Below are 22,502 nucleotides of genomic sequence, written 5' to 3'. Positions count from 1 at the left end.
AGGAATGCGCTGCTGCCTGGGGTCAGCCGACACGTGCCGCGTGCCGCAGACTTGCTTTGACGACGACGCGGTGGAAGGGGGCAATGATGAACAAGTAGGTGCGCCCCAGCAGGTTGTGGCAATGGACAACGGTAGAGACGGTCAGTTGGCGGCCGCTTTCCGGCGCCGGCCCGTAAGAACACAGGACCGACACCCTGAAATCGAGGTGTTTGTCGTCCTCGCCGAGCACGATCTCGGTCTCATTCGTGCTGTAGATCTTGAAGATGCCAACCCGGTCAGATTGCGCGTCCTTGGCCAGTGTCGCCAGGTGCTTGGCGGTTTTGAGGCCGAAGCCGGCGACGATCACGTCGCGGACCCGGGTCAGTTTGCCGATCCAGGCGGGTTAGTGCGAGAAGATGAATCGGGCCAGCAAATCCGGGTCGCCGCTGGCGCCCAAAGGGAGCCCGATTGCAAACGCATCGGCGAGATGCACCGATCTGTAGACATCGGTGACGCCGGACTGCGCGGGAAGCGCGACCGCAGTTGCGAGCGTAAAGTCTTTGGACATGGGCACTTCGGCTAACTCACTTCTGGCTAACTAAACACGATGAAAATGGCCACCCCGTCCTGGGCCTGCGGCGGGGCGCATGCCACAAGCGTCCGCGGCCTCAAGATGAGGAATTATTCAATATTTATCAAGTGGCTACAAGTGGCTACAAGTGGCTACTTTAGCAGCAAATGGCGGAGAAAATGAATTTATTCCGATCACCGGCACGACGTTGGCGCGGCCGCATCCGGCACGGAAAACGGCACTCCTACCGCGCTACGCCGGGAGTTTCCGTTTGCTAAACTAGACCCTCACTTACACCAAGGAGGATGCCATGCAGATCCAACTCAACAGTGATAACCGCATCACGGGCTCGCCGGAACTGCTCGAACGCGTGCAGGCCGACCTGGAGCACGAGCTCAAGCATGTGGCCAGCGCGATCACGCGGGTCGAAGTGCACCTGAACGATGTCAACGGCGCCAAGGGCGGCGAGGCCGACAAGCGCTGCCTGCTCGAGGCACGCATCAAAGGCGCGCAGCCGGTAGCCGTGGAGAGCCGCGCGGCGACGATCGAACAGGCCATCAGCACCGCCGCCGGCCAACTGAGCCGTGCCATCAAAACCAACCTGGGCAAAAGCGACACCGCCGAGAAACGCGGCGCCTCGATCCGCCACCTTCGGCCGGACGACGAGGGAGAATGACGACTGGGGGCGGCCCATGCCCGCCGCGGCCCGGCTGGCGCCGATCCCCGACCTGCGCCGCGTCTCGGCCGCCGCCGCGTTTCACAGGACGTCGTGGCGACGGGCATCCGCGGAACCCAGTAAAATGAGGCAATCGAGCCGCCGTCCGCTTCCAACGCCAATGCGCTTCCCTTACTTCACTTTGCCCAGCCCGCAAAGTCTCCGGCAAAGCAGGCTGCTAAAGCCGCTAGGCCGATATCTGCATCATCACTTCCTGTGGCAGTTCAACCGCCGCGCGGTCGCCGGCGGTCTGGCGGCAGGCCTGTTCAGCGGGCTGATCCTGCCGTTGGGACAGATCGGGCTCGCCGCGGTTGCGGCCATCGTGTTCAGGGTGAACTTGCCGGTCGCGGCCCTTAGCACGCTGGTCACCAACCCGCTCACCGTGGGGCCCATCTAATACGCCGCATACAGGTTCGGCAACCTGCTGATGGGCGACGCGGGCGCGGCGGACCAGAGCGTGGCGGGGCAGGTCGAGGTGATCGGCCGCCTCTCGCGCCTGGTCGAATGGATGCAAGACGTCGGCTTGCCGATGGCGCTCGGACTCGGCGTGTTCGCGCTGGCCGCGACCGGCTACATGCTCGTCGCCGGCTTGTGGCGCTGGCGCGTGCAGCGGCGCTGGGCCCGGCGCAGCCGGCGCGGCGCGGCTGCGAGCGCCTGAAACCGGCGTCCGGCCGCGCCCCCGCCACCGCCGAACGCGACGCCCGCCCACGAATGAGCTTCCCTGTTGCGCTTCCACCTCACAGGCCGCCAATTGCACAAAAATAAAAATTCATTTGAATAATCGCAATGATATAGTTTCTCCGGGTACATAAAAAAATTCCTGGATGCACTTCTGCTGCGCCAACCGCCGGTGGGCGGAAGTGCAGCCTAAAATAATCGGAGCGAAAATGAAAATGAAGATATTGAGCCTCGCCGTCGCGTTGCTGGGCGCCGGGCTGCTCGTTGGGAAGGGCGCCGCTGCGGGCAACGCCGACTTCACCATCGTGAACAAGACGGGCTACCCGATTCGCCACATCTATATCGCGCCGGGAAAAAGTAAAACCTGGGGAGAGGACCGCCTGGGCGATGGCATTCTGGAAAACAACAAGAAGCGCTTGATCAAGTTCTCGAGCAAGGCTGCCTGCACCCAGAGCCTGAACGTTACCTTCGACGACGACGATTCGGAAGTCGAGTGGGATGACTTCAATCTTTGCGAAATCAATACCATCACGCTGAAGTACAACCGCAAGACGCGCGAAGTGTCTGCCGACGAAGAGTAAGCACGGCGCGTTGGCGCAGATGGGCGCAGGGCGCTTGGCCGCTTTGCCCTGAACCAAAAACGCCACCTGATCGAAGGTGGCGTTTTCATTTCCAGGCGCCGGTCATCGCGTCCATGGACCACGGCGGCGGCCGGCCGCGCCTTTCCCCGCTCTTCTTCCCCCGACATTTTCTGTTTGCGATCGCGGTGCTTGACGTTAATATATGGCGTTTGGCAGCGCCAATAAATTCACTCCCCGCCACATCCCGGAACCGATTATGAAAAACATCCCAGAAGAAACTACCGAAAAGAAAGCCGGGTTGTTGAACCGGGCCCTGAACGGCATCGAAATCGTCGGCAACAAGTTGCCCGACCCGGCGGTCCTGTTCGCGCTCCTGCTCGCGGCGGTCTGGGTCGCCTCGTGGGCGATGTCGAACGTGAGCTTCAGCGAGCTCGATCCGCGCTCCGGCCAGGCGATCCAGATCAAGAACCTGCTCGCGCCGGTCGCCTTGACGGAGTTCATCTCCAAGCTGGTCAACACCTTCGTCACCTTCCCGCCGCTCGGCGTGGTGCTGGTGGCGATGCTCGGCCTCGGCGTGGCCGAGTACACCGGCTTCATCAACGCGGGCCTGCGCTCGATCCTCAACGTCACGCCAAAAATCCTGCTCACGCCGGTGCTCGTTGGCGTCGGCGTGCTCAGCCACGTTGCGGTCGATGCCGGCTATGTGTTGGTCATTCCCCTGGGCGCGGTCATCTTTTATGCGGCCGGGCGCCATCCGCTGGCCGGCATCGCGGCCGCCTTCGCGGGCGTCTCGGGCGGGTTCTCGGCCACGTTCTTTGTGCCGTCGAGCCTCGATCCGCTGCTCGCCGGCCTGACCCAGGCCGCCGCGCGCCTGTCTTCGGACCCGGCCGCCGCCAGCATCGTCATCAATCCGCTCAACAACTACTTCTTCACGACGGCATCGACGTTCCTGGTGATCATCATCGGCTGGGTGCTGACCGACAAGTTCATCGAGCCGCGCCTGAAAAACACGCCGGTCGACGCCGACCCGGCCGACCTGCCCAAGATGGACGCGTTGACGCCGAATGAACGCAAAGGCCTGCGCTGGGCCACCTTCGCCATGGTCGCCAGCCTGGTGCTGCTGGTCTGGTCCGCCTTGCCGGAGACTTCGGCCTGGCGCTCGCCGACCAACGCGCAATTGACGCACTCATCGGCGCCATTGATGCAGTCGATCGTCGCCATCATCTTCGTGTTCTTCCTGATCCCGGGCGTCGTCTACGGTTACGTGGCGGGCACCGCCAACAACCACCGCGACATCATCAAGGGCATGAGCCAGGCGATGAGCGGCATGGGCTATTACATCGTGATGGCGTTTTTCTGCGCCCAGTTCATCTTCGCGTTCGGCCAGTCCAACCTGGGCGCGCTGTTCGCGATCAAGGGCGCGGGATTGCTCAAGGAAATGGCGTTGCCGATGAGCGTGACGCTGATCGGCATCGTCATCCTGACGAGCTCGGTCAACCTGCTGGTCGGTTCCGCCTCGGCGAAGTGGGCCTTGATCGGCGCGGTGATGGTGCCGATGCTGATGGAGTTGGGGGTCTCGCCCGACCTGACGCAGGCCGCGTACCGGGTCGGCGATTCTTCGACCAACATCGTCACGCCCCTGCTGCCTTACTTCCCCTTGATCGTCGTGTTTTGCCGGCGCTACGTCAAGTCGACCGGCATCGGCACCCTGATCGCGCTGATGCTGCCTTACTCGATCGCCATGCTGGTGCTGTGGACCTGTTTCCTGCTCGGCTTCTGGGCCTTGGACATTCCGCTCGGCATCGGTTCGACCTACGCGTACCCCGCCGTCCCCTGACGCCGGCCGGCCTTGCGCGGCGCGTAAGATAAAAAACGACCCTCGGGTCGTTTTTTATTTGGGTGTCCCGCGGCGGGCCACTACCTGGCGCCCGCCGGCGGGGATGCGGGCAGCGCCGCGCTTGCGCGCTGCCGCGCGATCCAGCCTTGCATATGTGTTTCCAGCGCCCCCAGGGGAATGGAGCCGGTGCCGACGACTTCATCATTGAAGGCGCGCAGATCGAAGCGCGCGCCCAGCGCCTCGCCGGCCCGCTTGCGCAATTCGGAAATCTTGAGTTGCCCGATCTTGTACGCGAGCGCCTGGCCCGGCCAGCCGATGTAGCGGTCGATCTCGTTGACGATGTCCTGCTCCGTCTTGGGGGCGTTGGCCTTGAAGTAGTCGATCGCCCGCTGCCGGCTCCAGCCCTTGGCATGCATGCCGGTGTCGACCACCAGGCGCACGGCGCGCCACATCTCGTATGTGAGCTGGCCGAATTTGTCATACGGATTGTTGTACAGGCCCATGTCATAGCCGAGTTGCTCCGCATACAGGCCCCAGCCTTCGCTGTAGGCGACGAAATAGGCGGTTTTGCGGAACATCGGCAAGCGCTCCAACTCCAGCGCGCGCGCGAACTGGAAGTGGTGGCCGGGCACCGCCTCATGCAGGCTCAGGGCCATCATTTCCCAGGTCGGGCGCATCTCGGGCTTGTACAGATTGACATAGTAATACCCGGCGCGCGTGCCGTCCGCCGCGCCCGTCTGGTAATAGGCGGTGGTTGTGTCGGGCGCGATGTTGGCGGGGATCGCACGCACGCCATAGGTCAACCTCGGCAGCACCGAGAACACCTTGACCAGTTCGGGATCGATGCGCTTGCTCATCGCCTGGTAGGACAGCAGCAATTCGGCCCCGCTCTTGTGGAAAAACTGCGGATCGCTGCGCAGGAAGGTGAAGAACTGCTCGAGCGTTTCCTTGAACCCGGCCTCGCGCTTGACCTCCTCCATGCGGGCGCGGATGCGCGCCACTTCGGCCAGGCCAATCGCGTGGATCGCCTCGGCGCCCAGGTCGGTCGTGGTGAAGTACGCCGCCAGGAAATCGTAATACGCCTTGCCGTGTGGCAGGGCCGAGGCGCCGATTGTGGCGCGCGCCTTGGGCAGGTAGGCGCCGTCGAAGAATTTGCCGAGCCTGGCGTAGGCGGGCACCACTTTCCCGGCGATCAGCTGCGCGGCCTGGCGCCGCAGGGACGCTTTTTTTTGCTCCGGGAACGAATCCGGCAAGCTGATGAATGGCTTGTAGAACGGGCTCTCGGCCGGATCGGCCACCGCTTGCCTGGCGATTTGCTTGCCAACGCGCCGCATCAGCACGGCGGGGGGCATGATGCCCTCCCTGATCCCCTCCTGCATCAACACCATGTTCTGGTCGATCAAGGCCGGCAGCGCGGCCAGGCGCGCCAGCCAGTCCTGGAAATCCTTCTCGCTGTCAAAGGGCAGCAGTTCGACCATGTTGTCGAGTGTCTGCACGCCGCCGGACATGCCGATGGGGATCAGATGCTCGCGGTAGGTCTGGCGCGCCAGCGCCTGCTTCAGTTGCCACGCGAAGGTGTCGTAGTTGAGCTTGTCGATCTCGGACAGCGTTTCGCGGTCGATTTTTTGCAGGCGGACCAGGGCCGCCTTGTTGGCGCCATTGCGCGCCGATATCGCCGCCAGGCTCATGTCCGACCAGCGGTCGTTGTAGCGCCGGTCGCCCTGGGAGCTCGCTTCCTCGGGGTTGTCGCGCAGTCCGCGCTCCCATTCATCGGCAAACAACTGGTGCAGGGCGGGATGGTCCCCTTGCGCCGCAAACACCGGGCTGGCGGCCATGAAGGCCAGGGCTGCTAAGATTCGTCGCATGGTCACGCTCCTTGTTAGATGTCGCAGTGTACCGCGTTGGCAAGCCTGGCCGTGGGCGCGCCGATCTGGGCGCCTTGTCTGGTGGCGGCCGGTGTGGCGCGCGCGCGTCGCCGCAATTTTTAGATTGCCGAAAAATAATTTTTGCATATACCATTGGCTGGCCCGGTTTCCCACAACAGGACTTGCCAATGCCGCCAACAGCCCTTCGACCGCCTTTGTTCCATCGCAGCGCAAGTGGCGCCGCGCCGGGGCGCACGATGAGTGCGGCGCGCCAGGTCGAACTCGACCAGCGCATCATGGCCGTGCTGGTCGAATGCACGCACGTGCGGGACGCGGCCGACTTCGGCCGCGTCGTCGAAGGATCGTTGCGCGCCGTGCTCCCGCACGAAATGATGCTCTGCGGGATAGGCGGGATCAGCCGGCAGGGCAACCACATCCGCAAGATCCTCAACTTCAACTATCCGCTCGAATACTTCGAGCCCCTGCGCGACGAGGAGGGACGGCTCGACAGTCCGCTCATGAGACGGTGGCGCGAGACACAGGAGCCGCAGCTGTTTCAAAGCGGGCGCGACGACCACGCCTTTCCGGACGACTGGGTCCGGCTTTTCAATAAACACGATCTGCGCAACACGATCGCCGATGGCGTGCTCGATGTCGGCGGCGTGTTCTCGAGCTTTTTCATCGTCTCGCGCATCCCCGGCGAAATAGGCCCCGATCACGCGTTCCTCCTCAAGCTGCTGACGCCGCACCTGCATTTCGCCCTCGCGCGCGTGCTGACCACGGTCGAGGAGTATCAAGGCAAGTTGTGCAAGAGCAGGAAGGCGCTGAGCGAGCGCCAGCGCGAGATCCTCCACTGGCTGCACGAGGGTAAAACCAACTGGGAAATCGCGAAGATTCTGGGCTTGTCCGAGCTGAATGTGAAGTATCACATCGATCAGATATTCCTCAAGCTCGAGGTGCGCAGCCGTGCCCAGGCCGTCGCCAAGGGGCGCGCGCTGGCCGCCTGCCGGGCGTGAACGGCGGGCGCGACTCCCCGAACAGGGAGTGGCGCATGGCAAGGCTTACCTCTAGAGTCCGCTTATCCCATGGAGCGGGTCCCAGCCGGCGTCAGACCGGCAACAGCGAGTCACTCCGTCGGTAGTCACACGGACACCACAACAAGCACCAACGTCCGTGGAAAGCCAACAACACGGAGGAGACACCATGTTTTTGTATTCGTTTTTAGTAAAACGCCTGCTCGTCGTCGCAACCCTGGCAAGCTGCGCCGCCGGGGCGCAGGCGGCCTGCCTCGACAATGTCGTTCTGGTCCATGGCAACACCGGTTCCCCATCCCACTGGAATACCACGGTCACCGCGCTCAAGGGCAATGGCTATCTTGCGGCGCAACTGTATCTGCCGAACTGGGGTTCGAAGACCAATGCCGGCAGCAACGACCATGGCGCCATCAACACCAATGTGGTCAAGAGCGCGCTGCAATCGGCGTTGGCGGCCTCGTGCACCGGCAAGATCGACGTGATCGGCCATTCGATGGGCGTCACGCTCGCGATGAAGGCGATCAACGAGCTCGGGGTCGCGGGGTATGTCAATTCCTTCATCGGCATCGCGGGCGCGCAGCACGGTTTGAATTCCTGCGGCGTCTATCCGTTCAATGTGCCAAGCGCCACCTGCGGATCGAACGGCCTGTCGATCGACAGTCCCCTGATCAAATCGGTGCGCGGGAAGCGTTATGGCGCCAAGATGTATTCGATCAAGAGCTGGATCGACGAGCTTGTCTGCATCGGCAGCTGCTACGTGTATGGATGGCACACCAGCAACATCGACCAGCAGAACACCAGCTATGATTACGCGCTCGGCCATTTCGGCCTCGTGGGGTACACCACCAGCAGGCAATCTAGCCTCATCATGAACTGAGAGGCCAGGAGAAAGGGGAGTCGTTGAAGGGAGCCGTTGAAAGGGGAGCCGTTGAATAATTCTACGTTGCCAAGATGGCTGGCCAGTGTCGGCGTCGGCTTCGCGCTCGGCTTCGGCCTGGCCTGGACCATCCGGGCGCCCACGCCGGAACCCGAATTCGCCCATCCCGCCGCCGTGGTGCCGGCCCAAGCCCCGGCGCCGGGCCGCGCTGCCGTCGCGCTGCGGGCGCCGGCGGCGCCCGCCCCCGCGCTGGCCGACGACGCCAGCGTCGACGCGCTGTGGGAAATGGCACTCGCGCCGCCAGGCACACAGGCGCCAGGCTACGACGCCGAGGACAGATTGCGCAGGCTGGCCCAGAGCAATCCGGTGGCGGTGCGCAGCTTGCTCCAGCGCTACGACAACACGCAAACGCCGCAAGCGCGCGAGTTGCTCAAGTCGGTGCTGGGGACCGTGCAGACGCCCGAGGTCATCGCCTTTTCGACCCGGCTGGCGGGCAGCAGCAATATGGCCGAACGAAAATACGGCTTCGAGATGCTGCAAAGCCTCGCGCCAGATTCGTCCGAGGTGCGCGGCCTGGTCAAGCGCACGCTGGCGACCGAGCAGTCGCCCGAGGTGCTGGTGCAGGCGCTGGCCACGCTCACATCGGGCCTGGCCTCGCCTGAGGAATCGGAGCAGATCGTGGCGCAACTGAAGACCCTGTCGCAACATGCCGACCCCGCGGTGCGCAGCCAGAGCATCGCCCAACTCGGGCAATGGGACAAGAGGGGCGAGGGCGGCGAGCGGCTGGTGCAGGCCCTGTCCGACCGGGCGCCCGACGTGCGGCAGGCGGCCATCTTCGCCATCGCCCAAAACGGCGTGCGCTCCGAGCCTGTCAAGGCGGCGTTGATGGCGCTCGCCGCCGACCTGCGGGAAAGCAGGGATGTCCGCGGCAGCGCGCTGCAGGCGCTCGAACGATTTTCGCTCAGCAAGGAGGAATACGCGCGCTTTGCCCAGGCCCGCGCGCAGTTGCTGGGAATGTGAGCGCGTCCGGGGTGGGGGGCGAACGGGAATCCGGCCCGGTATCGGGGGAGATGCGTTAAGATTCCGCACTTCCCCCCCCCCGGGAAATACACGGCGCCCGATGAAGGACACTTACCACCAAGCGAATGCAGGAAGGGCCGTCCGATGACGGCCGAACCCGACCTGCTCGAACGCAAGCGCCGCAGCGACCGCGCCGCCATCGTCTGGATTGTGGTCGGGGCCGCGGCCGCTGTGCTGGCATTCGCCGGCTTCCTCGTATGGCAAACGGGCGTGGCGCGGGACGCATGGTTCGAGCGCGAGCGGCTCTTTGAGGACCACGGTGTCTGGGTCGACGCCATCGCGGTCGGCAAGCAATGCAGCATGCGCAGCGTGACGTACAAGTGGAACTGGCAGGGCAAGGATTATTCCGGCGTGGGCTTTGCGTGCGATACGACATGCGATGCGATGGCGATGGGTACCGCGGTGTCCCTGCGCGTGGTTCCGGCGCGGCCCGCTCTGGTTTGATGCACGCCCGTCGACGTCGACACCAAGATCGGGCCGGGGAATTATTGGACGCTCGCATTCCCGATCGGGTTGGCATGTGTTTTTGTGTTCAAGATGGTTTCGCCCGCAATCAACCGGCGCCGGCGGCGGCAGGCGTGAATGCCCGTCCGCGCCAAGGGCCGGGGCCAGGGGCCGGGGCAAGCGCGGTGGGAAGGTTTTCCATGGTCGCTTTCCCCGGACGTGGCGCCCTCGGCCCCTAATCACTGGCCGCCAACCCCTGGCCCCTGGCGCCGCCGCCGCGCCTGGGCCGCAACTGGTCGAAATGCCGGTCGTAGAGCACCTCGACGCCGCCGACCGTGCCCCCGAACACCACCACCGACCACAGCCGGCTCAGCTCGTAGGTGAGCATCAGGACGCTGCCGCTGCCGCTCAGGCTTTGCTCGTACGCCAGGTAGAGGCGTTCGGAAATCTCCTTGCCCACATTGACGACCTGGTCGTTGCCGCCGCCGAGCGTGCCGCCGCCGATCGACAGTTCGTCGAGGCCGAGGCCCTCGGCGGCCCGGGTGCCGACAAAGCGGTTGAGCAGGCCCAGCCCGAGCGCCTGCGCGGCGCCGGCCCCGAGGCCGCCGGCGTCGCCTTCGCCGCTGTGCCCCAACACCAGTCGCGACAGCGCCTCGGCCTCCGACACGGGGGGCTCGGAGACCAGCTGCGCCCGGGGTTGGCGCACCGTGCCGGTGAGGCGCACGCCGGCCTCGACGTCGCGCCCGGCGCGCGTGGCCAGGATGTTGATGCCGGGGTTGCCCGGCGGGCCCTGGAAGCTGATGATGCCCCTTTCGATCTCGAGTTCGGTGCCGAACGCCTCGTAGCGGCCCTCGAGCACCCGGACCGTGCCCCTGACCTGCAATTGTTCGGCTGGCGCCCGCGTGACGAGCAACTGGCCCGCGAGATGCAGGTCGGCGCCGCTGCCCTCGAAGTGGAAATCGTCGCCCAGTCCGATGCGCAGCGCGATGGCGGGCGCGAATGCGCCGGCCGGGCCCGCCCACGGCGGCGACGGGCCCCCCGGCGCGATTTCACCCCCGCGTATGACGACCACGTCGTCCCCCAGGCTTGGCGCGGTTTTGGCCGGAAGGCTCAGGCGCGCGCGGTCGACGACGAAGCTGCCCTCGACCAGCATCCGGCCGCCGCGGTTGACGGCGCCGGCCTTGCCCGACAGGGTCAGCGTGCCGTTGGGGCCGCCGAGCACCTGGAGCTCGTCGGCCACGACCGATACGGCCGGAGCGGCGTCGGCGGGCTCGAGCGGGAAGCGCCCGCTGGCGCGCAAGGTGCCGTCGCCGCCCCGGAACACGGCCCGCTCGAGCACGACCGCGCCGTCGGCCAGGCGCAGCCGCAGGCTGCCGTCGCGCAGGCGCAAACCGTAGTCGTACAGCGTCAGGCCGATTTGCTCGCCCGTCATGACGCCGTAGAGGCGCGGCCGGCCGAGCGTCCCGGCGGCCGTCACGACCGCGCCGGCGTTGCCGGAGACGGCGACGCGGGGTCCGGCAAGCGCGCCGAGCGTCTGCAGCCGTGCCAGCGACACGCGCAGCGTGCCATCGACCGGGGACGCCGGCAGGACGGCGAGCCGGCCGCCGGCGGGGAGCAGGCCGATTTGGCCGGTGGCGGCGGCGCTGCCGAAGCGGCGGGTGTCGAGCTTCGCGTCGAGCGCGACCCGTCTGCCGTCGAGACGGGCCTGCACGACGAGGGCGTCGACGCCCAGCGCGGTGCCGGCGCGGCTGCGCAGGTCGCCGCTGCGCCGGCTCAGGCGGATCACGCCGTCGGCGCGCCCGGCCAGCGCCAGCCGCCAGCGGCCATCGACCACCAGGTCGGTGCCGAATGGCGCGTCGCGGCCCGTGAACTGCCTGCGCAAGTCGAGCACGTGGCCCAGGTCGAGCCCCGTGAAACCGCCCTCCGAGCGGACCACGGCGTCGCTGTAGACCAGCCCGCCCAGCGCGACGGCTGCGCCGGCGACGCGCATCTGCGCCGCGCCGAGTGCGATCCGTCCGGGGGCGAGCGTCACCTCGAGCGGGCTTAGCAGGGCGACGCGGGGCGCGCCGGGACTGTCGAAACGGGTGATGGTGCCGCGCCAGGCGGGGCCTTGGGCGCGCCGTTCGAGGGCGCCGGTGGCGCTCGCCCGCAGTTGCAGCGGGCGCTTCCGGAGCGTGCCGCGCAGGCGCGCGTCGAGCGCGTGCTTTCCGTAACTGCCTTCGAGCCGCAGGAAGGCGCTGTCGATCGCCGCCAACGGGCCGCGCAGGCCCTCGGCGTCGAGCGCGAGCAGCAGCGGCGTGCCGGGCGCGGCCGCCAGGCCGCCGGCGCGGATCTTGGCGGAGACGGCGGCGGCGCGGTAGTTGCCGAAGACAAGGCCGCGCCCTTTCACCGTGGCATCGATGGTCGGCCGCCCGGGCGGGCCGGCGACCGTGCCTTGCGCATCGACGGCGCCGGCGAGGCCGTAGCCGAGGCGCCCGATCGCCGGCGCGTCGATGTCGAATGCCAGCTTGTCGGAGGCGGCGCCAAAGCCGCCCCGGATGCGCGCGCGGTTGCCGGCGACGACGATCTGGGCGTCGCTCGAGAGCAGGCGGCCGGGCGCCAGCGACACGACGCCGCCGCCGCGCAGCGGCTGCCCGTTGTAGCTGCTGTCGTCGATGTTGAAGCGCAGGAGCGCCGCCAGCGCGGGTGCGAGCGCGCCCTCGGCGTCGAAGCGTGCGTTGATGCGGGCCGGGGGGATGTTCTTGGCCGCCATGCCCGCCGCCGCCAGCGCGGGCGCGAATGCCGCCGGGTTGAATTGGGCCAGCTTGCCACTGACCGAGAACGGGCGCCGCGCCCCGCGCCCGAGCGTGCCGCCGAGGGCGATTTCGCCGCGCCCCGCGCGCAGCCGCCCCTCGCGCAGGGCGAAGCGCGCGGCGTTGGCCTCGAGCCGCGCCTCGATGCCCAGCGACGGTTGTTGCAAGGCCAGCCGGACGTGCTGCACGCCCTCGGCCAGTTCGATCCTGACCGGGCCGTCGAGCCGCGTGTGGCCGAGCCCGGAATGGAGCGAGCGCAAGTCCAGCTTGCGCGCCCGCAGTGCCGCCGCGCCGCCGCCGCCGGTGTTGAACACGGCCTCGCCCCGCACGGTGCCGCCCGCGCCCAGTCGCGCTTCAAGGTCGGTCAGCCGGGTCTGCGACGGCCCGATGCTGATCCGCGCGGTCGCGCCGGCCAGCGGGACCCTGCCGGTGTCGAACGGCCCCGGCCGCGCATTGGTCAGCGCGAGCCTACCGGCGACCTCGGGAAACCCCGTGGCGCCCGCCGCAGCCGGACCCTTCACCGGCTTGAGCTCGGCGCGCAGGCTTAGCTGCGCCGCCGGCCACGCCGGATTGACCACGCGCGGATCGAAACGCGCCGCCTCGAGCCGAAGATGTTGGAGCGCCACATCGGCGAACGGGGCAAGGCCGACCTGGGCGCTCGCGTCGAGTTCCCCGCCCTCGGCCCGCAGCCGCAGGTCCAGCGCGCGCAGGGTCCCGCCAAGCGTGGCCTCGACCCGGTACGACTGTTCGCGGTGCGTGGTGGTCAGCACCGCCGCGCCGTCGACGCCGTATGGCGCCAGGCCGTTCAGTGTCAGCCTGGTGGCCACGTTGCCGTAGGGCGTGGCGGCGCGCTCGAGCACCAGCGCGTGCCGGCTGCCGTCGGAGCGGCCGTGCGCGACAATGCCGCGGAACTGGTCGCGCCGTCCGTCGCGCAGCAGCGAAAGGGTGTTGATGCTGAGTCGGTCCAGCTTGAGGGCGAAGGGCAGGGTGAGGCGCGCCGGCAGTCGCGCGGGTTGATCGTCGCCCGGCGGCAGCGTCACGTCGACCCGGCCGGCGCGCGCGAAGCGCACATGCAGAAGCAGGGGGGAGCGCAGCAACTCCCAGCGCGCCTCGAGCCGGTCAACCGCGATGCGCAGGCCGTCGTCGCGGTAGACGACGTCGCGCAGCGCCACACCACCGTCGAGCGTGCCGCCGACGACCCTGCCGGACAGGTTTCCGGGCGCCGCGCGCACGGCCGCGCGCCAGGCCAGCACCGCCCCCGTTTCGGTTTTGAGGGCGAACAGCGCGGCGCCGGCCAGCACCACGGCGAGCACGCCGAGCCCGGCGAGGGTCCAGAGCGCGGCGCGCCGCAGCCGGGCGCCGCGGGGAGGTCCGCGGGGCGCGGGGCCGGATGCGGTTTCTTGCGTGGTGTCCATTGCGGTAGCTCCTTAGAAGGCGACGCCGAGTGAAAGATGCGGGCGGATCTCCTTGTTGCGCAAGCCGTAGGCGAGATCGACCCGCAGCCTGCCGACCGGGGTGCGCCAGCGCACCCCGGCGCCGACCGCGTGGAACAGGTCCTTGTCGCGCCAGCGGTCGGTGGCCAGGCCGACGTCGTAGAACACCGCGCCGCCCCAGGCGGGACGGAACCAGTGCTGGTACTCGGCGCTGGCGGTGACGAGGAACTTGGCCGGATAGAGGCGGCCTTCGCGGACCGTGCCGATGCTCCGGAATTTGTAGCCGCGCACCGAACCGGTGCCGCCGGCCCGGAACAGCAGCGAGGCGGGGATGGCGGCGTTGCCGCCCTTGGTGCCGAGCGCGCCGGCCTCGCCGCGCAGCAGCAGCAGGTGGCGCCGGCCCAGCGGCCGGTAAAAGTTGGCGCTCGCGTAGCCGCGCACGAAGCTCTGGTCGGTCAGCAAGCCCTTGAGCGCCGCGCCGAGCTGGGCCGAGACGGTGTAGCCGGAGCGCGGGAAGACGGGGTCGTCGACGCGGCGCCAGGTCCGGGCGACACTGGCCACGGTGGCCTGGTGGTCGCCGGGAAGGACGACCACGTCGGCGGGCAACTCGGCGTCGTCGAGCCGTTTGAGCCGGTCGCGGTAGTAGGTCAGGGCGTATTCGGTGTCGCGCCGTTCGCCGTGCCGGGCGCGCTGCACGCCGATCTGGCGCGAGAGCTGTTCGACGCCTTCGAGCCTGGTCTGCTCGGTGAAGGCGCGCACGCTGAGGATGAACCCGCCCGGCCGCGGCGGCAACGCCAGCGCGGCGCGCGCCAGCTGGCGGCGCTGTTCGAGCACCAGCTCGCTCTCGAAGGCCAGGCCCGGGCGCCACAGGCTGTTGTGCGAGTACAGGCCCGACAGGGACGCGCCGGTGTCGCTGGTGTAGCCTATGCCGGCGCGCAGGCGTTGCAGGGGGTTCTCGGTCAGCTCCACCAGCACCGGGGCGGCGCCGGCCAGGGCCGGGTCGCGCCCGATGTCGACGGTGGCGTGGCTGTAATAGGGCGTGCGCAGCAGTTGGCGCTGGTACTCGCGCAAACGGTCGAGGTTGTAGTCTTCGCCGCGCGCGAGCGGGTTGAGGTTCTCGGCGATCGAGGCCGGGTAGCGCCGGGCGCCATCGACGACGGTGGGTCCGATGCTGAACAGCGGGCCGCTGTCGTAGGTGACGCCGAGCCAGGCCTGCTGGCGGTCGGCGTTGATGACCGCTTCGGAGCCGGCGATGCGCGCCGCCGCGTAGCGCCGCGCGCGCAGGACGTTCAGGCCTTCTTGTTTGGCATCGGCCCACGCCGCTTGCCGGAATGGCGCCCCGACCGGCAAGTCCCAGTCCCGGCGCAGGCGCTCGATTTGCTCGGGCGAACGTGTTGCCGCCGCGCCGCGCACGCCGATGTCGAGCCTGGCGACGGCGGTCCGCAGCCCGGGGTCGACGGCCAGCAGGACGACGACGTTGCCGTTGCGCCGCTCGACGCGCACCGTCGTTTTGGGGGAGAAGTAGCCGGCCGTCGAGACCAGGCGCTGCACCTGTTCTGGCGCGGCGCCGACCATGAAGTCGAGCTGTTGCGCGTCGATGTCGTCGCGGTCGCGGTAGCGCAGCAGGTCGAGGTGCTCGGTCAGCGGCTCGCGCAGGTCGGCCGGAACGTCGAGCTCGACAATGAACGCGGCCAGTGCCGGCTGGACCGCGGCGGCGAGCGCGATGCCGGCTAGCAAATGCGCCGCGCGGTAAGTCCAGCGCCTGTTCGGCTTGTCTGTACAGACCATCGGGTCATCTCCTGAATGCTCCGCGAACGCGCGGGCGGGCGGGCGTCCGGCCGCACCGGCAATGCCGGCGCCACCGCAAACGAGCTTAGATTTCCATGCCACGCGCGTCAAGTCCCGCGCGCCACGAAACGCGCAAGCATTGAGCCAGCCGCCAAGCCGCGCCCGGCGTGTGAACGCTTGCCGCCTTTGTCTTGTCCCACCAGCGTCGCCGTGCAAACGTCTTCTTCGTCTTCTTCTTCTTCTTCTTTTTCTACTTCTTCTTTCCTGCCCCTCAATTCAACAAGCGCACGGTGCCGGCTGAAATGATTGGTTGGCGCTACACCGGCTCGCCATATTTCCGCCGCATGCCCAGCGAATCTCCCGAATTTCCCTTCAGGGGCAGGGGCAGGGGCATCTTTTCGATCGTGCGCGATAAATTTGGTTCTTGCCGGTTAGTACGCGCCGCGGCCGACCGATCACCGGAGGGCGTGATCAGCGCACCTGGCCTTTTGGCGCGCCCACCATCTGGGTGGGACGCTTGCTCATGAAGGTCCGAATGACGCGCGGCGCGTATTGCGACGCGGCCAGCGATAGCACCAGCACCGTGATCGAGAAGGTCAGGCCCGCCACCGTGAGTATGGCGCTGGCGATCACTTGCAGCACGCCGCGCGCGCCGTCCGTGCTGGTGCCGAACACGCGCGGCCAGCGCCGCGGGAATTCGGCGCTGATTCTCGAGTCGGCCTCGATCGCGAACAGGGCCAGCACCACGGCCAGGACCATGATGACGGCCGGGATGAACCACAGGCTGTTGCCGATATTTTGCCAAACGCGCACGACCTTGTTCAAGCGGCACCTCCACTTTGTCGTTGTTCGACGCCCGGCGCGGCCGGCACGGACGGCGCACGCTCGATCACCGCGTTGACCTCTGCCCCAAAAAGCAATACCGCGGCCAATATATACAGGTAGAGCAGCAGGGCGATGACGGTGCCGATGCTGCCGTACATCACGTTATAGTTGGCGAAGTTCTGCACGTAGAACTCGAAGGCGAGCGAGATGGCGACCCACACGCCGACCGACAGCACCGAGCCGGCCGATATCAGACGGAAGCGGTGGTGCACGTTGGGGCCGGCATGGTAGACGACGGCCAGCGCCAGGATGAACAGCACGATCAGCGCGGGCCAGCGCAGTGCGCTCCACAGCACGACGAAAAACCGCTCCAGGCCCACCTGCAGCGCCAGCCATTGCATCGCTTGCGGCCCGAGCACCAGCAGGGCGGCGGCGGCGAGCAGCATGACGGCCATGCCCACCGTGTACAAAATCGACAGCGTGTACCGCCTCAGGGTGGGCCTGGGGCGCTTGGCGCCGTAGGCGATGTTGAGCGCCGTCATCAGGCAGCGCACGCCGCGCGAGGCGACCCAGAGCGCGACCGCCACGCCGGTCGACAACAAGCCCCTTGGCGGAAGCGCGAGTTCGCTGATGACCATGTGTACCTGTGTCATGGCCGAGGGCGGCAGCAAGGCCTGCGCCTGCAGCCTGAGCCAGTCGAAAAACGTCGGCAGTTCAAAAAAACTGACCAGCGCGATGAGGAAAATAATAAACGGGAACAGCGAGAAAAGCACATGGAACGCCAGCGCGGCGGCATAGATGCTCATGTCGTGCCGGGAGAACGCCTGGATCGATTGCTTGATCAGGGTATAGAAGCTGATGGCGTAGTTCAGCGCCGTGTGCATGCCGTCCTTTCGCGCAATTGGGGGGCGGCCCGTCCGTGCCCGCCGCGCCATCAGTGTCGACGCGGCGGTTCGATCCGGTCGCCCAGCACATCGTGCACATACAACATGGTGACCACCACGAACAGCGCCGCCGTCAACGGGGTCGCCAGGGCCACGCCGATCAAGCCGAACGGCAAGCCCAGCAGCACCTGCATCGAGATCGTCAACGCCGGCGGCAACGATACGGCGCGCCGTTCCACCAGCGGCGTGAGCAGATAGCTTTCGAGCAGCTGCACCGCCAGGATGAGAAACATCACATACAGCGCCATCACGGGACCGTGGGTGAAGGCGATGAGCACCGCGGGAATGCCCGCAAGAATGGGGCCGAGGTAGGGAATGAAATCGAGCAGCCCGGCGATCACGCCGAGGGTGATGGCCAGCGGCACCCCAAGTAGGTAGAGTCCGGTCCCGGTGGCGAGGCCGACGATGACCATGGCGAGGAATTTTCCTATCATCCAGTGCGCCAGCGTGTTGCCCAGCTCGTCGAGCAGCGCCTGGGCGCGCGCCCGTTTCGGTTTTGGCAGAAGGGCCAGGAAACCCTTGATGTACACATGCGGTTGCGCCGCGAGATAAATGCCGAGGAAAAAAATAAGCAGGAGACTGCCGATGGCGCCCAGGACGTTGGAAAACAGCGTGCGCGCCTGATTCATGATGGTCGAGGCGTCGCTGAATATTTTTTCTATCGACGGCAGCGTGCGCACAATATCCCGCATCCATTCGTAGCGCGTGAAATAGCCTTGCAGACCCTGCAAGGCGGCCGGCAGGGTGTCCCACAGTTGCGTGCTTTGCCGGGCCACGCGCGGCACCAGCACATAGCCGGCGATGCCCAGCAGCGCCAGCACCAGCGCCATGACGATTGCCAGCGATTGCGGGCGGGAAAGAGGCAACCGGCGCGCCAGCACGCAGCTGGCCTTGTGCAGGAAGATTGCCACCAGAATGCTGGCGAATATCAGCAGCAGCACATGGGCCGCGAACCACAGGGCCAGCAGGCCCAGCAACAGGACGGCGCCGATGCCGTAGAAGGCCAGCGCGTGCCGGATGAAGCGGCTATCGCCGGCGTCGCCGGCATGGGTGTCGTCGTCGGGTGGATCCGGGCGCTCTGTCATGTTCCTCCCGTGTGCGCGGAAAAAATTAGGCCGGTGTTTGGGGCTTGTTCTCGGCTTGTTGTCGGCTTGTTCTTGGCTTGTTCTTGGCTTGTTCTTGGCTTGTTCTTGGCTTGTTCTTGGCTTGTTCTTATCGGCTTATCCTCGGAGAAGCACTCTCATTAGGACCGGCGGCCCCGCCTTTGGTTTCCAAGGCGGCGTGCCGGGCCCGGACTGGCGCAAGTTTTCGCCGGAAATAGGACGAACATCCAATTTTGCAATCAAGCGCTTTCTGGCGCGGCGGGCCGCCCGCCCGCCCGGTCATTCCGCAATCATGGTAAATTAACCATCTAATTTCATCCGGGATCGACATGAAAGTGATAAAGAATGGCTTGCTGCTATCGCTGTTTGGCGCCTGTTCCGCCTGCGCCCTGATGTACGATGAGCTGCGCGATCGCGAGCGCGACAACTGCATGGCCATGCCCAACCACGAGCAGGTGCGCGCCTGCCTGGCCCGCCACGAAACCACCTACGAGCAGTACGAGCAGGCGCGCCAGAAGAAAATAACGTTCAAGCGCGCGTCGATCGACCCGCCCCCGAAGCAATAGCGCGACGAGGCTGTCGGGCCTAGGAGGCTGTCGGACTTAGGGAGTCGAAGCAAAAGAGTGCCGGGTGAGGACAGATTTTGACGATTTCGCAGTGCCAATAGCGAGCTATTGGCCGAGAAAGCGGCGAAATATGGACCGCCCGACACTTTTTGCAGCCGACGATCCTAAGTCCGACAGCCTCCTAGGTAGGTCCTGCGACCGCTGCGGATCGACAAACGCGACGTGCGGCGTTTGCACCTGCCGGAGTGAGCCTACGCGCGCCGCGAACTTTTTTACCACGGGCGGCATTTCGTGCTATTCTTCCTTCGTCGAACAACGAATTACGTAAAATGTCCACTTCCTGCTGCGATCCGCAAGCCCCGATCGAGGTGCCCGCTCTGAGCGAGGAGCAGATCGCCCTCATGTGCAAAGCGCTCGGCCATCCGGCGCGCCTGCGCCTGTTCAAGCACCTGGCGCAATTCGGCCAATGTTATTTCGGCAGCCTGGCCGACATCCTGCCGCTGGCGCCATCGACCATCTCCAAGCATGTCACCATCCTCCGGGAGGCGGGCCTGATCTCGGGTGCGTCCGACGAGCAACGCATGTGCTATTGCGTCGAGCGCGAGCGGTTCGCGCTATTGCAGTTGGCACTGGGCGGTATCTGACGGTCTTGCTTTTTTTTATTCACTTATTCGTCATTCGACGAATCACGGAGGCTCCATGCAACAGCTTTTGAACTCTCTCCCGGTCGCGGTGATCGGCGCCGGACCGGTCGGCCTTGCCGCCGCCGCCCACCTGCTGCGCGCGGGCTTCACGCCGCTCGTGCTCGAAGCCGGAACGCGCATCGCCGACAACCTCGAATCGTACCGCCATGTCCGGATGTTCTCGCCATGGCGCTACAACCTCGACCGGGCCGCCGTGGCGCTGCTCGCGCAAAGCGGCTGGCGCGCGCCCGATGCCGACGCGCTGCCGACGGCGGGCCAGATCGTCGATGGCTACCTCGCGCCGCTGGCGGCGCTGCCGGCGCTCGCGGGGGCCATCCGGCTGGGCCATTCGGTGCGCCAGGTGTCGCGCCAGGGGCACGACAAGGTCCAGACCAGGGGCCGCGGGGACGCGCCCTTCGTGCTGCAGGTCGACACCCCGGCCGGCGCGGTGCAGCTGCACGCGCAGGCGATCATCGACGCCTCCGGCACCTGGTCGCACCCGAATCCGCTTGGCGCGAACGGCCTGCCGGCGCAGGGCGAGTCCGAAGCGCGCGCGCGCATCGCCCACGGCATGCCGGACATCCTCGGTGGCGCCGCGAACCGCTACGCCGGCAAGCGGGTGCTGGTGATCGGCGCCGGACACTCGGCCGCCGGCAATCTGATCGCCCTCGCCGAGCTGGCCGGCCGGCATCCGGCGACGACGATCGTTTGGGTGGTGCGCGGCGGCTCGCTCGAGCGCCTGTTCGGCGGCGGCGCGGCGGACCAGTTGCCCGCCCGCGGCGCATTGGGCGCGCGGCTCAGGACGCTGCAGGCAAACGGCCAGCTCGAAGTGCATCTCGATTTCCGCGTGCGGGAAATGGTCCGCGCCGGCGGCACCCTGCAGATCACGGGCGAGGCGCGCGCGGACGGCACGACGCCGGTGATCGCTCGGATCGACCAGGTGATCGGCGCGACCGGCGGCCGGCCGGACCTGTCGATGACGCGCGAGCTGCGGGTGCGGCTCGACCCCTGGTTGGAGAGCACCGACGCGCTGGCGCCCCTGATCGACCCGAATATGCACAGCTGCGGAACGGTGCGCCCGCACGGCCACCGCGAGCTGGCCCACCCGGAGCAGGGCTATTACGCGGTCGGCGCCAAAAGCTACGGCCGCGCGCCCAATTTCCTCATGGCGACCGGCTATGAACAGGTGCGCTCGATCGTCGCCGCGCTGGCTGGCGACCTGGTGGCGGCCGACGACGTGCGCCTCGAACTGCCCGAGACCGGCGTGTGCAGCTCGCGTCCGGTCACCGGCGCCGCAGCCGCCTGCTGCGGCGGACCGGCGCCCGAAGGAGGCGGCGCGTGTTGCGTGGCCGACGCCGACGCGTAGCGGACCGCGAAGGCTGGCTGCGGCCGCGCCAAGACCGGCGTCGCCGCCGGGCCGGCGGCCGGCGCCTGCCGCCGGTGAAAGGCGTACGTATGCGTAAGACGATCGGCATCCTCGCGGTGACCCAGATCGCATCCTGGGGCAGCATCTACTACGCGTTCGCGGTGCTGGCCACCGACATCGGGCGCGACCTCGCGCTGCGTCCCGAAATCATCTACGGCGGGTACGCGTGGAGCCTGCTCGTGGCGGGCCTGTGCGCGACCCCGATCGGCATGCTGGTGGACCGGTTCGGCGGGCGGCGCATGATGGCGCTCGGATCCCTGTGCGCCGCGTTGGGGCTGGCGCTGCTGGGCCTTGCGCAATCGGCGGCCGGCTATCTGCTGGCCTGGAGCGTGGTCGGCATGTCGATGGGGGCGGTGTTGTACGAGGCTGCGTTCGCGACCATCAACCACGCCCACGCGGCGCAGGCGCGGCGCCTGATCTCGGTGCTGACGCTGTTCGGCGGCTTCGCCAGCACGCTGTACTGGCCCCTGAGCCTGCAACTGAACACGCAATTCGGGTGGCGCGACACCTACCTGCTGTACGCGGCTGTCCAACTGCTGTTGTGCGCGCCGCTGCACGCCATGCTGCCGGCACGCGTGCGCGACGCGTCCGGGGCACAGCCGTCCAAAGCGAGCCACACCTTTTCCGAGGCGGTCCGCGATCCGGTGTTCTGGCGCCTTGCGGGCGCGTTCGCGGCCAACAGCCTGGTGTTCTCGGCGCTGTCGGTGCACCTGATCCCGCTGCTGCACAGGATGGGGCATCCGGTCGCGGCGGCCGTCTTTTTCGCGGCCCTGATCGGCCCGATGCAGGTCGCGGGCCGGATCAGCGAAATGGCATTGGCCCGCCACGCGACGCCCCAGGTGGTGGGCGCAGTCATTTTCGCGATCGTGCCGGTGGCCTTGCTGCTGCTGTTGTGGGAAGGTGGCGCCGCATGGGCCGCCATCGGGTTCTGCCTGCTGTACGGCGTGAGCAACGGTGTCATCACCATCGTGCGCGGGACCTTGCCGCAAAAGCTGTTCGGGCCCGAGAACTACGGCGCGATCTCCGGCGCCATGGCCGCGCCTTCGCTTGTCTGCAAGGCCGCCGGTCCGCTCGCTGTCGCGGCGGTTTCGAACGAGGTCCCGTCGGCGCAGTTCGTCACCGGCATCTTATCGATGGTGGCGCTCGTCTCGTTGGCCAGCTATCTGCTTGCGCTGCGCGCGCAGGCGGTTCGGCCGGCCCGACGATATGGTGTCCGGTCGGCATGATCGGCGGCGCGACCGGGGTGGCGGACAGCGTGCCAAAGGCCCGGCTGGCGGGCAT

19 protein-coding genes and 1 pseudogene are annotated in these 22,502 nt (G+C 67.1%); 12 read left to right on the top strand and 8 right to left on the bottom strand.

Going from position 1 to position 22,502, the window contains the following annotated elements; all coding sequences use genetic code 11:
* Nucleotides 1–22: 22 nt before the first annotated feature.
* Entirely contained in the window at nt 23–373 is a 351-nt protein-coding gene (locus C7C56_RS29825; RefSeq protein WP_307719043.1) for a DUF2867 domain-containing protein, read from the bottom strand.
* A gap of 9 nt (nt 374–382) precedes the next feature.
* A complete protein-coding gene (locus tag C7C56_RS29820; RefSeq protein ID WP_229458722.1) occupies nt 383–547 on the bottom strand; it encodes a hypothetical protein in 165 nt (54 codons plus the stop codon).
* A 313-nt stretch (nt 548–860) separates the two neighbouring features.
* On the opposite strand from C7C56_RS29820, the gene C7C56_RS11730 reads away from it, so the two are divergent.
* The 4 genes and pseudogenes from C7C56_RS11730 (at nt 861) to C7C56_RS11710 (ending at nt 4,361) form a co-directional block, all read left to right on the top strand.
* Entirely contained in the window at nt 861–1,226 is a 366-nt protein-coding gene (locus C7C56_RS11730; RefSeq protein ID WP_106757582.1) for an HPF/RaiA family ribosome-associated protein, read from the top strand.
* A 16-nt stretch (nt 1,227–1,242) separates the two neighbouring features.
* Nucleotides 1,243–1,923, top strand: a pseudogene (locus tag C7C56_RS29815) (DUF2062 domain-containing protein).
* A 229-nt stretch (nt 1,924–2,152) separates the two neighbouring features.
* The gene (locus tag C7C56_RS11715; RefSeq protein ID WP_229458721.1) at nt 2,153–2,524 is read left to right on the top strand and encodes a hypothetical protein; all 372 of its coding nucleotides are present in this window, start codon (nt 2,153–2,155) and stop codon (nt 2,522–2,524) included.
* Between the two features lie 256 nt (nt 2,525–2,780).
* On the top strand, nt 2,781–4,361 hold the full coding sequence (locus C7C56_RS11710) for an AbgT family transporter (RefSeq protein ID WP_106757579.1): 1,581 nt from the start codon (nt 2,781–2,783) through the stop codon (nt 4,359–4,361).
* Nucleotides 4,362–4,441: 80 nt separating this feature from the next.
* Here the strand turns inward: C7C56_RS11710 and C7C56_RS11705 are convergent, their stop codons facing one another.
* On the bottom strand, nt 4,442–6,226 hold the full coding sequence (locus C7C56_RS11705; RefSeq protein ID WP_106757578.1) for a DUF885 domain-containing protein: 1,785 nt from the start codon (nt 6,224–6,226) through the stop codon (nt 4,442–4,444).
* Nucleotides 6,227–6,483: 257 nt separating this feature from the next.
* Here C7C56_RS11705 and C7C56_RS11700 point away from each other — a divergent pair, with 257 nt between their 5' ends.
* The 4 genes from C7C56_RS11700 to C7C56_RS11685 all read left to right on the top strand — a co-directional run bounded on the left by C7C56_RS11700 (nt 6,484) and on the right by C7C56_RS11685 (nt 9,661).
* Nucleotides 6,484–7,242 (top strand): helix-turn-helix transcriptional regulator, encoded by a 759-nt coding sequence (locus C7C56_RS11700; RefSeq protein WP_181373138.1) that lies wholly within the window; start codon nt 6,484–6,486, stop codon nt 7,240–7,242.
* Between the two features lie 187 nt (nt 7,243–7,429).
* A complete protein-coding gene (locus C7C56_RS11695; protein ID WP_106757576.1) occupies nt 7,430–8,137 on the top strand; it encodes an alpha/beta fold hydrolase in 708 nt (235 codons plus the stop codon).
* Between the two features lie 51 nt (nt 8,138–8,188).
* Nucleotides 8,189–9,157, top strand: coding sequence for a HEAT repeat domain-containing protein (locus tag C7C56_RS11690; protein ID WP_146204439.1), 969 nt, complete (start codon nt 8,189–8,191; stop codon nt 9,155–9,157).
* 144 nt (nt 9,158–9,301) lie between these two features.
* On the top strand, nt 9,302–9,661 hold the full coding sequence (locus tag C7C56_RS11685; RefSeq protein WP_106757574.1) for a hypothetical protein: 360 nt from the start codon (nt 9,302–9,304) through the stop codon (nt 9,659–9,661).
* A 235-nt stretch (nt 9,662–9,896) separates the two neighbouring features.
* Here the strand turns inward: C7C56_RS11685 and C7C56_RS11680 are convergent, their stop codons facing one another.
* The 5 genes from C7C56_RS11680 to C7C56_RS11660 form a co-directional block, all read right to left on the bottom strand.
* Nucleotides 9,897–13,868 carry a translocation/assembly module TamB domain-containing protein gene (locus tag C7C56_RS11680; RefSeq protein ID WP_106757573.1) on the bottom strand — a complete coding sequence of 1,324 codons (3,972 nt, stop codon included), beginning with the start codon at nt 13,866–13,868 and terminating at the stop codon, nt 9,897–9,899.
* Between the two features lie 12 nt (nt 13,869–13,880).
* The gene (locus C7C56_RS11675) at nt 13,881–15,674 is read right to left on the bottom strand and encodes an autotransporter assembly complex protein TamA (RefSeq protein WP_106757572.1); all 1,794 of its coding nucleotides are present in this window, start codon (nt 15,672–15,674) and stop codon (nt 13,881–13,883) included.
* A 471-nt stretch (nt 15,675–16,145) separates the two neighbouring features.
* On the bottom strand, nt 16,146–16,499 hold the full coding sequence (locus C7C56_RS11670) for a DUF2254 family protein (protein WP_106757571.1): 354 nt from the start codon (nt 16,497–16,499) through the stop codon (nt 16,146–16,148).
* Complete coding sequence (locus C7C56_RS11665; RefSeq protein ID WP_181373137.1) at nt 16,496–17,383, bottom strand: YihY/virulence factor BrkB family protein; 888 nt, start codon at nt 17,381–17,383, stop codon at nt 16,496–16,498. Before C7C56_RS11665 ends, C7C56_RS11670 begins: the two co-directional genes overlap by 4 nt.
* Nucleotides 17,384–17,433: 50 nt before the next feature.
* The gene (locus tag C7C56_RS11660) at nt 17,434–18,528 is read right to left on the bottom strand and encodes an AI-2E family transporter (RefSeq protein ID WP_106757569.1); all 1,095 of its coding nucleotides are present in this window, start codon (nt 18,526–18,528) and stop codon (nt 17,434–17,436) included.
* A gap of 347 nt (nt 18,529–18,875) precedes the next feature.
* Here C7C56_RS11660 and C7C56_RS11655 point away from each other — a divergent pair, with 347 nt between their 5' ends.
* The 4 genes from C7C56_RS11655 (at nt 18,876) to C7C56_RS11640 (ending at nt 22,447) form a co-directional block, all read left to right on the top strand.
* Nucleotides 18,876–19,112, top strand: a complete 237-nt coding sequence (locus C7C56_RS11655) for a hypothetical protein (protein WP_106757568.1) — start codon at nt 18,876–18,878, stop codon at nt 19,110–19,112.
* Between the two features lie 329 nt (nt 19,113–19,441).
* Entirely contained in the window at nt 19,442–19,756 is a 315-nt protein-coding gene (locus C7C56_RS11650) for an ArsR/SmtB family transcription factor (RefSeq protein WP_106757567.1), read from the top strand.
* 55 nt (nt 19,757–19,811) lie between these two features.
* Nucleotides 19,812–21,161, top strand: a complete 1,350-nt coding sequence (locus C7C56_RS11645) for an FAD-dependent oxidoreductase (RefSeq protein WP_106757566.1) — start codon at nt 19,812–19,814, stop codon at nt 21,159–21,161.
* A gap of 89 nt (nt 21,162–21,250) precedes the next feature.
* Nucleotides 21,251–22,447: an MFS transporter gene (locus C7C56_RS11640; protein WP_106757565.1), complete on the top strand. Its 1,197-nt coding sequence runs from the start codon at nt 21,251–21,253 to the stop codon at nt 22,445–22,447.
* Nucleotides 22,448–22,502 lie beyond the last annotated feature (55 nt).

The organism is Massilia glaciei (assembly GCF_003011895.2).
Lineage (GTDB): Bacteria > Pseudomonadota > Gammaproteobacteria > Burkholderiales > Burkholderiaceae_D > Telluria_A > Telluria_A glaciei.
Note: the sequence above shows the minus strand (reverse complement) of the source record. Positions and strands in the feature narration are given on the sequence as shown.

What these genes read in the sequence shown, in the direction of transcription:
- C7C56_RS11655 (WP_106757568.1), top strand. Translation starts at nt 18,876, where the DNA reads ATGAAAGTGATAAAGAATGGCTTGCTGCTATCGCTGTTTGGCGCCTGT.
- C7C56_RS11665 (WP_181373137.1), bottom strand. Translation starts at nt 17,383, where the DNA reads ATGCACACGGCGCTGAACTACGCCATCAGCTTCTATACCCTGATCAAG.
- C7C56_RS11695 (WP_106757576.1), top strand. Translation starts at nt 7,430, where the DNA reads ATGTTTTTGTATTCGTTTTTAGTAAAACGCCTGCTCGTCGTCGCAACC.
- C7C56_RS11650 (WP_106757567.1), top strand. Translation starts at nt 19,442, where the DNA reads ATGTCCACTTCCTGCTGCGATCCGCAAGCCCCGATCGAGGTGCCCGCT.
- C7C56_RS29820 (WP_229458722.1), bottom strand. Translation starts at nt 547, where the DNA reads ATGTCCAAAGACTTTACGCTCGCAACTGCGGTCGCGCTTCCCGCGCAG.
- C7C56_RS11715 (WP_229458721.1), top strand. Translation starts at nt 2,153, where the DNA reads ATGAAAATGAAGATATTGAGCCTCGCCGTCGCGTTGCTGGGCGCCGGG.
- C7C56_RS11675 (WP_106757572.1), bottom strand. Translation starts at nt 15,674, where the DNA reads ATGGTCTGTACAGACAAGCCGAACAGGCGCTGGACTTACCGCGCGGCG.
- C7C56_RS11705 (WP_106757578.1), bottom strand. Translation starts at nt 6,226, where the DNA reads ATGCGACGAATCTTAGCAGCCCTGGCCTTCATGGCCGCCAGCCCGGTG.
- C7C56_RS11645 (WP_106757566.1), top strand. Translation starts at nt 19,812, where the DNA reads ATGCAACAGCTTTTGAACTCTCTCCCGGTCGCGGTGATCGGCGCCGGA.
- C7C56_RS11685 (WP_106757574.1), top strand. Translation starts at nt 9,302, where the DNA reads ATGACGGCCGAACCCGACCTGCTCGAACGCAAGCGCCGCAGCGACCGC.
- C7C56_RS11640 (WP_106757565.1), top strand. Translation starts at nt 21,251, where the DNA reads ATGCGTAAGACGATCGGCATCCTCGCGGTGACCCAGATCGCATCCTGG.
- C7C56_RS11660 (WP_106757569.1), bottom strand. Translation starts at nt 18,528, where the DNA reads ATGACAGAGCGCCCGGATCCACCCGACGACGACACCCATGCCGGCGAC.
- C7C56_RS11680 (WP_106757573.1), bottom strand. Translation starts at nt 13,868, where the DNA reads ATGGACACCACGCAAGAAACCGCATCCGGCCCCGCGCCCCGCGGACCT.
- C7C56_RS11710 (WP_106757579.1), top strand. Translation starts at nt 2,781, where the DNA reads ATGAAAAACATCCCAGAAGAAACTACCGAAAAGAAAGCCGGGTTGTTG.
- C7C56_RS11700 (WP_181373138.1), top strand. Translation starts at nt 6,484, where the DNA reads ATGAGTGCGGCGCGCCAGGTCGAACTCGACCAGCGCATCATGGCCGTG.
- C7C56_RS11730 (WP_106757582.1), top strand. Translation starts at nt 861, where the DNA reads ATGCAGATCCAACTCAACAGTGATAACCGCATCACGGGCTCGCCGGAA.